Annotated in this window: 13 protein-coding genes; 4 read left to right on the forward strand and 9 right to left on the reverse strand. The window is 73.5% G+C overall.

The window, feature by feature from the left end; genetic code table 11:
• The first annotated feature begins 50 nt into the window (after positions 1-50).
• From ACA361_RS14780 to ACA361_RS14790, 3 genes are all read left to right on the forward strand, one after another.
• Entirely contained in the window at positions 51-419 is a 369-nt protein-coding gene (locus ACA361_RS14780; protein WP_366613756.1) for a helix-turn-helix transcriptional regulator, read from the forward strand.
• A 115-nt stretch (positions 420-534) separates the two neighbouring features.
• On the forward strand, positions 535-1,002 hold the full coding sequence (locus ACA361_RS14785) for a Dps family protein (RefSeq protein WP_375012521.1): 468 nt from the start codon (positions 535-537) through the stop codon (positions 1,000-1,002).
• A gap of 103 nt (positions 1,003-1,105) precedes the next feature.
• Complete coding sequence (locus tag ACA361_RS14790) at positions 1,106-1,621, forward strand: hypothetical protein (protein ID WP_375012522.1); 516 nt, start codon at positions 1,106-1,108, stop codon at positions 1,619-1,621.
• A 97-nt stretch (positions 1,622-1,718) separates the two neighbouring features.
• Here the strand turns inward: ACA361_RS14790 and ACA361_RS14795 are convergent, their stop codons facing one another.
• The 7 genes from ACA361_RS14795 to ACA361_RS14825 form a co-directional block, all read right to left on the reverse strand.
• Positions 1,719-2,612, reverse strand: coding sequence for a LysR substrate-binding domain-containing protein (locus ACA361_RS14795; RefSeq protein WP_375012523.1), 894 nt, complete (start codon positions 2,610-2,612; stop codon positions 1,719-1,721).
• 189 nt (positions 2,613-2,801) lie between these two features.
• Positions 2,802-3,593 (reverse strand): DNA-formamidopyrimidine glycosylase family protein, encoded by a 792-nt coding sequence (locus ACA361_RS14800; RefSeq protein WP_375012525.1) that lies wholly within the window; start codon positions 3,591-3,593, stop codon positions 2,802-2,804.
• Between the two features lie 12 nt (positions 3,594-3,605).
• On the reverse strand, positions 3,606-4,070 hold the full coding sequence (locus tag ACA361_RS14805; RefSeq protein ID WP_375012527.1) for an RrF2 family transcriptional regulator: 465 nt from the start codon (positions 4,068-4,070) through the stop codon (positions 3,606-3,608).
• Positions 4,071-4,128: 58 nt separating this feature from the next.
• Complete coding sequence (locus tag ACA361_RS14810; RefSeq protein ID WP_375012528.1) at positions 4,129-5,592, reverse strand: glycoside hydrolase family 3 protein; 1,464 nt, start codon at positions 5,590-5,592, stop codon at positions 4,129-4,131.
• Entirely contained in the window at positions 5,589-6,437 is an 849-nt protein-coding gene (locus tag ACA361_RS14815; protein WP_375012529.1) for a carbohydrate ABC transporter permease, read from the reverse strand. Before ACA361_RS14815 ends, ACA361_RS14810 begins: the two co-directional genes overlap by 4 nt.
• Positions 6,434-7,423 carry a carbohydrate ABC transporter permease gene (locus ACA361_RS14820; protein ID WP_375012530.1) on the reverse strand — a complete coding sequence of 330 codons (990 nt, stop codon included), beginning with the start codon at positions 7,421-7,423 and terminating at the stop codon, positions 6,434-6,436. Before ACA361_RS14820 ends, ACA361_RS14815 begins: the two co-directional genes overlap by 4 nt.
• Positions 7,423-8,712 (reverse strand): extracellular solute-binding protein, encoded by a 1,290-nt coding sequence (locus ACA361_RS14825; protein ID WP_375012531.1) that lies wholly within the window; start codon positions 8,710-8,712, stop codon positions 7,423-7,425. The genes ACA361_RS14820 and ACA361_RS14825 overlap by 1 nt, the downstream gene beginning before the upstream one ends.
• Before the next feature lie 282 nt (positions 8,713-8,994).
• On the opposite strand from ACA361_RS14825, the gene ACA361_RS14830 reads away from it, so the two are divergent.
• On the forward strand, positions 8,995-10,203 hold the full coding sequence (locus ACA361_RS14830) for an ROK family protein (RefSeq protein ID WP_375012533.1): 1,209 nt from the start codon (positions 8,995-8,997) through the stop codon (positions 10,201-10,203).
• Between the two features lie 24 nt (positions 10,204-10,227).
• On the opposite strand, the gene ACA361_RS14835 is transcribed toward ACA361_RS14830, so the two are convergent.
• Positions 10,228-10,392, reverse strand: a complete 165-nt coding sequence (locus tag ACA361_RS14835; protein ID WP_375012534.1) for a hypothetical protein — start codon at positions 10,390-10,392, stop codon at positions 10,228-10,230.
• 108 nt (positions 10,393-10,500) lie between these two features.
• Positions 10,501-11,466, reverse strand: a complete 966-nt coding sequence (locus ACA361_RS14840) for a hypothetical protein (protein ID WP_375012535.1) — start codon at positions 11,464-11,466, stop codon at positions 10,501-10,503.
• Positions 11,467-11,594 lie beyond the last annotated feature (128 nt).

Genomic DNA, 11,594 nt, shown 5'->3' on the forward strand with positions numbered 1-11,594 from the left:
CGGGTACGGTGGAACCCAAGATGGTCCGAACTGAGGGAGGGAGCGAGACGATGGTCCTGCTTCGCCAGCTGCTCGGTGATGTACTGCGGCAGCTGCGGCTGCGCCAGGGACGCACCCTCCGTGAGGTATCCGCGGCGGCACGGGTCTCCCTCGGCTATCTCTCCGAGGTCGAGCGGGGACAGAAGGAAGCTTCGTCGGAACTGCTGTCCTCGATCTGCAAGGCCCTGGGAGTGCCGCTCTCGCACGTGCTGCGGGAAGTGGCCGACCAGCTGGCCCTCGCCGAGCTGCAGCACGAGCCGGTCATGGCGGGCGCGCCCGAGCACGAGCGCATCCCGGCCGAGCGGATCTCGACCGAGAGCATCCCGGCCACGCCGGAGGGCATCGCCGACGAGTTCCGCGCCGACATGGTGGCGGCCTGAGCCCGCGTTCATTCCCCGCCGCGGTGTGGGGTTGTTCATGAGTGAACGCGGTATGACCGGGGACCCTTCCGTGTTGTAACGAGCAAGACGCAACGACGCGGAAGGAGCCCTCACCATGGTGGCGGTCAAGAGCCCGCTCGCTGAGGCGGACCGTAAGGTCGCGGGCGAGGCGCTGCAGGGCGCCCTTATCGACCTGATCGACCTGGCGCTGGTCGGCAAGCAGGCCCACTGGAACCTCACCGGCCGGCATTTCAAGGTCGTGCACGAGCACCTGGACGAGCTGGTCGACCTGGCCCGGCAGTACCAGGACGAGGTCGCGGAGCGTGCCGTGGCGATCGGCGTGAATCCGGACGGCCGGGCCCGCACGGTCGCGGACCGTACCGAGATCCCGCAGCTGGAGGCCGGCCACCTCGCGGACGACAAGGTCGTCGCCGCGGTGACGGACGTGCTGGCGCAGGTCATCGGACGTTTCCGGGAGCGCATCGCGGCGACCGACGAGCCCGACCCGGTCACCCAGGACCTGCTGATCGAGACGACGGCGGCGCTGGAGAAGCAGCACTGGATGTTCCAGGCGCAGGTCTGAGAACGTCCGGCGCGGTTCGACGCATCAGGCCCCGGTCCACCGGACCGGGGCCTCGCCCTTTCTGCGGGCGGAACCGGCCGGGCCGCTCCCGCGTCAAAGTCGGATGATCTTCCCTGCCCCGGTCCGGGCCGCGGCGGCCGGTGCCGCGCTGCTCGCGCTGAGCGCCTGCGGCGGCGGCGCGTCCGGCGGCGCGCGGCCGTGCACGATGATCGCCGCGAGGCACGGCATCGGCCTCGACATCAGGCCGCCGGACGCCGCGAAGGCGGCGACCGCGACCATGCGGATCTGCTGGAACGGTGCCTGCCGGAACGAGCGGCTCACCCTCCAGGGAACGGGCACGACGGTCCCGATGGGCTGCGAGGGGGACGGCGCCGATGCCGCCTGCGGGGCGTCCAGCTCCCCGGACGGCGGCAAGCACGGCTTCGCCGAGGTCGGCGATCTCCCGGAGGCGCCGGTCCGGGTCACCGTGGTGCTCAGGGGCGCCGGCGGCGAGAAGGTCCTCGACGAGAAGATCGATGTCACGCCCCGCGCCACGTACCCGAACGGCAGGCACTGCGGCGCCGGGTCCCCGCAGGCCGGTCTCATCGTCTCCGCCGGAAAGCTCACGGTCCGTACCTGACCGGCACCCGAGACCGCCCACCCGCCCCGCCCCGGCGGCGGCCGGGCCAAGACCGCCCGCCCCGCACCGGTGGTGGCCGCGGGACTCACCGCAGGGCTCAGGGCGTGCCGGGCAGGTTCTCCACGACGGTCCGCGAGAACTCGGTCGCGGGCGGGCTGAGGGCGTCGAACGCGCGGGCGGCCCAGCCGGCGGCGAGCGGCGGCAGGCCGCGGATCGGGATCAGGCGGATGGCGCCGCCGGGGCCGCGGTTCCAGCCGGGCAGGGCGGGGAGGACCGCGTGGCCGAGGCCCAGTTCGGCCAGCAGGAGGGCGGTGTCCCAGTCGGCGACGCCGGCCGCGGACTCCAGCCGGACGCCGTGCCGTTCCAGGGCGCGTTCCAGGCTGAGCCGGGACGTGGAGTGCGCGGGAAGGTCGATGTGCCGGATCCCGGCGAGTTCGGCCACCGTGAGCGACTCGCGGTGGGCCAGCGGGTCGTCCACCCGGACGGCCAGGATCCACGGCAGTTCCACGCAGGGGCGCTGCTCGACGCCGTCGCAGGGCGTGCCGGCGGTGACCCAGGCCAGGTCCGCCTCGTGCGCCTGGACGGCCTCCAGGCAGCGGCGGCTGGACCCGGCGGTGACGAACTGCAGCGCGACCTCGGGGTGCCGGTCCCGGAAGACGGCGACGCCCTCGGCCATGAAGTGCCGGACGGTCGTGGCCCCGGTGGCGATGCGGACCGTGCCGCCGGCGCCGCGCCGCAGGTCGTCGAGGTGCCGCAGGGCGGTGCCGAGGCCGCCGAGGCCCTCGGCGGCGGCCCGGTAGAGGATGCGGCCGGCCGGAGTGGGGGAGACGCCGCGTGGGCGCCGTTCCAGCAGCGGGACGCCGGTCTCCTTCTCCAGCCGCTTGACGTGCTGGCTCACGGCCGGCTGGCTGCGTCCCAGGTCGCGCGCCACGGCGCTCAGACTCCCGGCCTCGCACACCGCGACGAACACGCGGAGGTCATCGAGCGTCACCGGCCCAAGGTAGCGCTTAGGGATATCCAAGGAAATCCGAGAATTGACTTGGGTACGCGGCAGGCGCACGATCTTCGTACGGGCGCAGGATCCGGCGACCCGCACACCGGCGGCGACCCGCCCGGGGCCTCGCGCGCGACCCCGGCCGGGCGCCGACCACCCGGACGGCCGCGGTCGGGGGGGCGGCGGTCAGTGGCGTGGCTGGCAGCGGGGGCACCAGAACGTCGTGCGGTCGCCCGCGTCGGACGGCTGGCCGGCCCGCCTGATCCGGGTGCCGCAGCGGCGGCACGCGCGGCCGGCGCGCCCGTACACCCAGTGCTCGCGGCCCGGCCGGCGGTCGCCGGTGGTGATGTGGCCGTGCCGCTCCTTGTTGGCGTTGAGCAGGCGGCGGGCCAGCGCGACGACGGCGTCCAGGTCGAGTACGGCGCGTACCGGCGTCCAGGGGTCCAGGCCGCGCAGGAACAGGATCTCGGCCTTGTAGACGTTCCCGATCCCGGCCAGCAGGCCCTGGTCGAGCAGCGCCTCGCCGATGGGCCGGTCCGGGTCCGCGGAGAGGCGGCGTACGGCCTCGGCGGCCAGCGCCGGGGACCACCCGGGGTCCAGCAGGTCGGGGCCGAGCCGGTCGACGATCCTGGACTCCTCCGCCGTCGGGACGAGCTCCAGGATGCCCAGGGAGAAGCCGAGGGCCTGCCATTCGGCGTTCTCCAGGACGAGCCGGAGCCGGTGGTCGCGGGGCGGCGGCGGGCCGGCCTCCCGGACCCGCCAGCGGCCGTCCATCAGCAGGTGGACGTGGATCGTCAGGCCGCCCTCGACGCGGATCAGCAGGTGCTTGCCCCGGGACAGGACCGCCTCGACCGTACGTCCGCGCAGGTCGGTGGTGGCGAGCCGGGGGACGCGGAAGTCGGCCCGCGCCAGCGGCCGCCCGGCGAGCGCCTCGCGCAGGCGCCGGGCGGTGAGCCAGACGACGTCACCTTCGGGCACGGCGGGACCGCCTCAGATGAAGGAGGGGCTCTCCCAGGCGGCGGGGTCCTCGGTGAGCTTGGCCACCGGTGCCGGCAGCTCGCCGGTCGCGATGTGCTCGAGGCTGACCCGCTCCAGGATGGACCGCTCGCTGGCCCGCAGCGCGATCCACACCTCCTGGAGGGAGCGCGCGGGCCCCTCGTACCCCACGTGCTCGGGCCGCTCGCCGCGCACGCCGAGCAGCGGCCCGTCGATGGCGCGGATGATGTCGGCGAGCGAGATCTGGTCGCGCGGCCGGGCCAGCCAGTAGCCGCCCTCCGGGCCGCGCTGGCTGCGGACCAGGCCGGAGCGGCGCAGCTGGCCGAGGATGTTCTCGAGGAACTTCGGCGGGATCTGCTGGGCCTCGGCGAGCTGGACCGCGGTGACCGGATGGTCTCCGGCCACCGCCAGCTCCGCCGCGGCGCGCAGCGCGTAGTCGACCCGGGCGGACAATCGCATGTACGTATTATCCCTTGCCGATCGGACTGGTCGGGCTGCCCTCCCGGTCAGGGCGCCTCTACGGGGCCGCCGTGAGCCCGAGCCGTTCGGCGGCGGCCCGCGCGTTGGCCTCCGCGGCGCCGTAGGTGGCGAGGTGCACGGCCCCCTCGGGCGCCCAGACCGGCAGGCCCATCTCCACCAGCACGGCGTCCGGCCGGGCGGCCAGCACCGCCGTGGCGAACGCCCGCTGGGCGGTGTGCCGGTGCGCGTCGCGGAGGACGACGACGAGGCCGCGGCCCTGGGCACGTTCCAAGACGGGTTCCACCTCGCCGTTCGCCCCGGCCGCCCGCACCATGCCGGGCGCCCACGGGCCCAGCCCCCACGGCGTCGGGCCGACCGCGATGTTGCCGGCCGCCTCCAGCTCCACGACGAGCGGCGGCGTGCCGTTCCAGCGGGGCAGCTCGCCGGCGACCCGGACCGCGCGGCGCGCCGCGTCCAGACCGGCGGACCGGTCGACCACGGCGGGACCGCGGCCGGCCAGCCACTCCTTGAGCCGCCGGGTCCGCCCGGCGGCGTCGGCGAGGCGCTCCAGCGGCAGCCGCCCCTCCCGCACGGCCGCGCCGATGGCGGCGAGCGTGGCGCGCAGGCTGTCCTCGTGCTCGCGCGGGCCCAGGCACAGCAGGTCGGCGCCGGCGGCCAGCGCCCGCACGCCCGCCTCGGGGATGCCGATCGCCCCGCTGGCGCCGTCCATGTCGAGGGCGTCGGTGACGATCACGCCCTCGTACCCCAGCCGCTCCCGCAGCAGCCCGGTGATCGCGGCGGGGGAGAGGGTGGCGGGCACGTCGCCGGTGACCGACGGCAGGGCGAGATGCCCGGTCATGACCGCCCTGGCCCCCGCGTCGATCGCGGCCCGGAACGGCGGCAGCTCCCGCCGGTCCAGCACCTCCAGCCCCGCGTCCACGACCGGGACGCCGAGGTGGGAGTCCGTGGACGTGGCGCCGTGGCCGGGGAAGTGCTTGGCGCACGCCGCCACGCCCGCCTCCTGCGTGCCGGTCACGGCCGCCGCGGCGTGCCGCGCGACCAGCTCCGGGTCGGACCCGAACGACCGGGTGCCGATCACCGGGTTGTCGTCGGCGGTGTTGACGTCCACCGACGGCGCGAAGTTGAGGTTGACCCCCACCTCGGCCAGCTCGGCGCCCAGCGAGCGGTAGACCCGGCGGGTCAGCGCCGGGTCGTCCACGGCGCCGAGCGCGGCGTTGCCCGGGTACGGGCTGCCGGTCAGGTGGCCGCCGAGCCGGGTGACGTCGCCGCCCTCCTCGTCGATGGTGACCAGCGGCGTGCCCGCCTTGCGCAGCTCGGCGGTCAGCGCGGCCAGCTCCTCGGTGCCGGGCACGTTGCCGTTGATCGCGAACAGCGTCACCCCGCCCAGCCCGCGCTCCAGCTCGGCCAGCAGCCAGCCGGGCGCCACGGCCCCGCCGAACGCGGGCAGCAGCGTGCCCCGCGCCAGCCGTGCGATCTCGTCGTCCCTCTGGTGGTCGCTCAACCCTTTACCGCCCCTGACACCAGGCCGGACACCATCCGGCGCTGAACGATGAGAAAGAAGATCATGACCGGGATGGTGAACAGCGTGGAGGCCGCCATGATCGAGCCCCACTCCACCTGCGTCCGGCCGAAGTGGTACGACAGCGTGAGCGGCAGCAGGTACTTCTCCTGGTCCTTGAGGAACGCGAACGCGATCACGAACTCGTTCCACGCGGTCACGAACGAGAAGATGCTCGTCGCCACCAGCCCGGGCGCCACCAGCGGGAACGTGATCCGCCAGAAGATCGTCCGGTTGGACGCGCCGTCCAGCGCCGCCGCCTCCTCCAGCTGCCGCGGGATCGCGGCCACGAAGCCGCGCAGCATCAGGATCGAGAAGCCCAGCGACGACCCGATGTACACGATGATCAGCCCGGTCAGGCTGTTGAGCAGCTGCAGCCGCTGCGCGTTCAGCATCAGCGGCAGCATCAGCGCCTCCAGCGGCACCATCTGCACCACGATCAGCATGACCAGGAAGCTCGCCCGGCCGCGGAACCGCGTCCGCGCCACCGCGTACGCGGCCAGCAGCGCCACCACGCCCGAGACCGCCACCGTCACCAGCGCGACGATCAGGCTGTTGCCGAAGAAGTGCAGGATGCCGAACTCCAGCCCCTGCCCGCTGAACACGGCGCGGAAGTGCTCCAGCGTCCAGTGCAGCGGTACGGGCAGCGGCGTGCTGGAGTTGATGTCCTCGTCGGTCTTGAACGCGGTCATCACCATCCAGAAGACGGGGAAGACGGCGAAGAGGAAGACCAGCAGCCCGGCCCCGTTGAGCGCGATCTTCGTCGACCGCTTCGTACGGAAGCTCACGCGACCTCCCCCTGCTTGACCATGACGCGCACGTAGAACCCGGTGAAGATCAGCAGGATCACGGTGAGGATCAGCGCGATCGCGCCGCCCAGGCCGTACTTGGCCGGGAACGCCACCGCGGCCGAGTAGGCGTACATCGACAGGTTGAACGAGTCGCGGTTGGCGGTGCCGCCGGACAGGAAGTACAGCTGCGTGAAGATCTTGAAGTCCCAGATGATCGACAGCACCGTCAGCACCAGGAACACCGGCCGCAGCAGCGGGAAGGTGATCTGCCAGAACGTCCGCCACGGGCCGGCGCCGTCCACCTGCGCCGCCTCGTACAGCTCGCCGGGCACGCTCCTGAGCCCCGCCAGCACCGAGACGGCGATGAACGGGAACCCCTGCCAGACCACGCACAGCACCAGGACGAAGTAGGTCGTCCCGGGGCTGCCGAACCAGTTGTAGTCGTTCCAGCCGGTGCCGGCGAGCCGGTCGGGCAGCGCGTCCAGGAACCACGGGACGATGCCGCCGCCCGGCGTGAACAGCCACTTGTAGACGATCGCCGCCGAGATCGCGGGGGTCGCCCAGGCCAGCAGCGCCCCGGCCGAGACCAGCAGCGACATCTTGCGGCCGAGCCGCTGGAGCAGCAGCCCGACGAGAGTGCCCAGCACCAGCGTGAGGACCACCATCGCGGCCGCCGAGGCGACGGTGTTGGCCAGCACCTTCCAGAAGAAGCCGTCACCGAGGACGGTCCGGAAGTTCTCCAGCCCGACGTTCTCGGCCGGCTCCAGGCCGCGCGCCTCGCGGGAGCCGATCTTGTGGAACGACATCCAGACGAGCTGGCCGATCGGGTACAGGATCAGCGCCGCGATGATCGCGACGGTGGGGATGATCAGCAGGTACGGCCCCGCCCGGAAGCGGGACCCGGCGCGGCGGGGGCGGCCCGGCGCCGGACCGGACTCGGTCCGGTCCGGCGCGGGGCCCGCCACCTGGACGGTCTGTGCCATCAGCTCTGGTTGAGGGTGTCGGTCAGGGCCTTGTTGGCCTTGGCGATCGCCTGGTCGACCGGGGTCCCGTTCATGACCTCTTTGAGCATGGTCGGGATGATCTTCTTGTTCTGGTCGGCCTCGGTCCAGTTCGGCGTCTTCGGCGCGCCCTTGACGTTGGCCATCTGCTGCGCGGCCGGGCCCTGGATCGGGTCACTGCCGTACCCGCCGCCCTGCAGCAGGTCGTTGTACTGCGGGAAGAACTTCAGCCCGTCGGCGAACGCCTTGGCGTTCTTCTTGCTGGCCACCGACGCGAGGTAGTCGAACGCGACGTTCGGGCTCTTGCTGTCGCGCCACACGGCCAGGTGCGAGCCGCCCGCGAACGCCGGGCCGATCTGCCCGGTCGGCGTCGGGATGGTGAAGACGCCCATGTCGGACGTGTGCTTCTTGCTGATCTTCTCGATCTGCGGGAGCGTCCAGGCGCCGTCGATGTACATCGCGACCTTGCCGTTGGCGAAGTCGCGCTGCGGGCCGGCCAGCTCGTTCACGCCGATGTACTTCTTGGGCGCGACGCCGTCCTTGACCAGGCCGGCGTAGTACTCGACGGCCTGCTTGGCCTGCGGCGTGTCGAGCTTGCCGACCCACTTGCCGCCCTCCTTGGCGGCGATCTCGCCGCCGGCGCCCCACAGGAAGCTGGCGAAGCCGTTGGTGAAGTCGCTGGGCGCCGCGATGCCGGCGACGTCGCCGCCCTCGCCGTCCTGCAGCTTCTTGGCCGCGGCCTTCATCTCGTCCCAGGTCTTGGGCGGGGTGACCTTGTGCTTCTCGAACAGGTCCTTGCGGTACCAGACGACGCGGACGCCCGCGTACCACGGCACCGCGTACGTCTTGCCGTCGAGCTGCCCGAGCTCCAGCGAGCCCTTGATGAGGTCCTTGCCCTCGGCCCAGCCGCCGTACTGCTTGGTGACGTCGGCGAGCGCCTCCTGCGCCGCCCAGGTCACCGCCTGGTCGTTGCCGATCTCGACGACGTCCGGGCCCTGGCCGGTGTTCAGCGCGTCCTGGAGCTTCTTGGTCGCGTCGGGCCAGGGGACGTACACGACCTCGACGTCGGTCTTGGGGTGCTTCTGCTGGAAGTCCGCCTTGGCCTGGGCCAGGACCTTGTCCTGGGGCGCGTTGGCGGCGCCCATGAACCACGCGGTGATCTTCGCGGGGTTCTCGCCCGTGGATCCTTTTCCGTCGTCGCCGCCGCCACCGCAGGCGGACAGCCCGATCGCCAGGGCGGCACCGAGGGCCGCGAATTTCGCGATCTTCATGGGATTCTCCTTTTCCCGGCACCGGCCCGCGCGGCGCGGGCTCCGGGCGGGCACGGGATGAGCGCGGGTGGGGAAGCGACCGTACCGCTAGGGTCCGGTCATGCCCCTCTCGTCTCCATGCCGTCCGCCTGGACGCCCGGCCCGCCGGCCGGCGCTGCGCACGTCCCCGCCGTTCCGCCCGGACCGGTCGCCGGGCGGCAGGACGCTTGGCGTAAACTAACAAGAAACTTTCCTAAACAAAACCGTCCGTTAGCGGATTGAGACTTCGAGGGGAACGCGAGCATGGCCCCACGCCCCGGGACGCCCCGGCTGCTGCGCGAGCTGAACGACCGCGCCGCGCTCGACCTGCTGGTACGGCAGGGCCCGCTGACCCGGGCCCAGATCGGCGAGCACACCGGGCTGTCCAAGGTCACCGCCTCCCAGCTGCTGTCCCGGCTCCAGGAGCGCGGCCTGGTCGAGGTCGCCGGGGAGCAGGCCGGCGGCCGGGGCCCCAACGCCGCCCTGTACGCCGTCGTGCCGTCCAGCGCCTACGTCGCCGGCCTCGAAGTCGGCCCCGACGGCGTCACCGCCGGCATCGCCGACATCACCGGCGCGATCGCCGCGCAGGTCACCGTCGACCCCAACGGCGCCGACGAGCCCGTGAAACTCGTGCACAACGCCGTGGTGAAGGCGTGCCGGTCAGCGCGCGTCGCACTCGGGAAGCTGAGCGCCTTCGTGATCGGCAGCCCCGGCGTCGTCGACCCGCGCACCGGCGACGTCCAGTTCTCGTTCGACCTGCCGTCCTGGCACGAGGGCGTCCTCGCCGCCCTCCGGACCGACCTGCGCCGCCCCGTCACCATCGAGAACGACGCCAACCTCGCCGCCATCGCCGAACGCGCCTACGGCGCCGCGCGCGACGTCGACGACTTCGCGCTCATGTGGCTGGCCCGCGGCATGGGCCTGTCGATCATGCTGGGCGGCCGGCTGCACCGCGGCCGCTCCGGCGGCGCCGGCGAGATCGGCTACCTGCCCGTCCCCGGCGCGCCCCTGGCCTCCGGCAAGGCCCGCGTCCAGCCCGGCGAGGGCGTCACCGCCTCCAGCACCTGGGGCATCCCCGCCCTCGCCGGCGGCTACGGCGCGCTCGTCGGCGCCGACGCCGTACGCGAGCTCGCCCACGCCCACGGACTCGACGAACCCACCGCCATCGCGTGCGTCCAGGCGGCGGCCGCGGACGAGGACCGCGGCGGGCCGTTCCTGGACGCCCTGGCGGACCGCATCTCCTACGGCGTCACGTCCGTCAACATCATCCTCGACCCCGGCCTGGTCGTCCTCTCCGGCGAACTCGGCCGCGCCGGCGGGACGCCCCTCGCCACCCGCATCGAGCGCGCCGTCGGCCGCATGACCCCCACCCGCCCCCAGATCGCGGTCAGCGAGGTGGAGGGCAACCCCGTCCTGCGCGGCGCCCTCCACGCCGCCCTGGAACAGGCGAGAGACGAGGTGTTCGCCCTCTGACCCGCGAGGGCGCGGTGGCGGGCGCTACTCGGGAGCGGTGGTGTGTTCTCGCACGGCCGGGCGCGGCGCGCGGGCGTACGGCTGCTTGTGCGCGCGGCGCGGGTCGTGGAGGGCGCGGTCGATGACCGTCTGGTTGATGACCTGGCGCTTGCGCCGCTGGGCGGCGGCCCGGCGAGTGGTCGGCGTCATGGTGAAAATCCCCGTTCCGCGGCGGTGTCATCGCCGCCGCAACCCCATTGATCTGATCATCCCAGGTCTCGGGACCGCGGGGGATCCGCCGCAGGGATGAAATCGCGCTCAGACCTTCTGCCTAGGCTCGTCCAGACCCAGGTACCCGGCCGTGTACGCGAGCATCCGCCCGGCGCGTTCGGCCAGGTGGCGGGGGCAGTGCCAGGCGTCGGCGTCGACGCGCAGGCCGTCGCCGCCGAAGCCGGCCAGCGCGCGTACGTACCGCAGGAGGGTGCGCGGGGGGACGTCCGGATGGCCGTGCGGGTGCGGGCACTCACCGTCCAGCGGCGCCCGGTCGACGGCGGCGAGCGCGTCGCGGTAGACCGCCACCACGCCGGGCGGGGTCGCGCACCAGTGGCAGTGCTGCGCCGCGAAGCACACGGTCAGGAACAGCGGGAGCCGCTCCTCCGGCAGCGCACCGCCGCCGAGCAGCCGCCGTGCCGCCCACAGCGCCGCCTGCTCGGCCAGGTCGTTCGGCCCGCCGGGACGGTGGCGCTCCACGGTCAGCGTCAGGTGCTCGATGTCGGCCCGGCCGCCGGCCAGGAAGAACGCGTCCAGGTCGGCGGTGTCGGGCGGCTCGAACCGCGCGCGGCGGCCGTTGCGGAGCAGGGTGAGCGTGTCGGCGGCCAGCGCGGCCAGGAACCGCGGGCAGTGCCAGCCGGCGTCCAGGGTCCCGGCCCGGCCGGCCAGGCGGGCGATCTCCTCCTGGTCGCCGATCGCCGTTGCGTCGGGGTGGAGGTGCGCGCCGGGGGCGGGGCAGCCCCGGGCGCCGTACACCGCCGCCGCCCGTTCCGCGGCCTCGACCAGCGCGTCGATCACCGTGACCCGGCGGACGCGCCAGAGCGCGTAGCAGGAGGTCGCGGCCATGGCGAGGGTCAGCGCCGTCCCGTCCGGGCCCGCCGGCGCGGCGCGCGCCCGGACCGCCAGCCAGCCGAGCACGGCGGCCGGGTCGCGTCCCGGCCGGTCGGTCACGATGCCGAGGAGGTCGCGGGTGAGCCCGGCGCGGTCGAGCGTGCCGTCGTCCTTCAGGTACACCGGTACTCCTGGTCGCATCGGGCCGCGTCGGGTGATCGTCGTGATGGTTGGGACGATCCGCGGGCGGGCCGGGTTCCGTCCGCTGCTGGGATCATGGCGGGGGAACGTTTCCGGCCTGGGGAGATCAT

It is taken from the genome of Actinomadura sp. 21ATH (assembly GCF_041951345.1).
GTDB lineage: Bacteria > Actinomycetota > Actinomycetes > Streptosporangiales > Streptosporangiaceae > Spirillospora.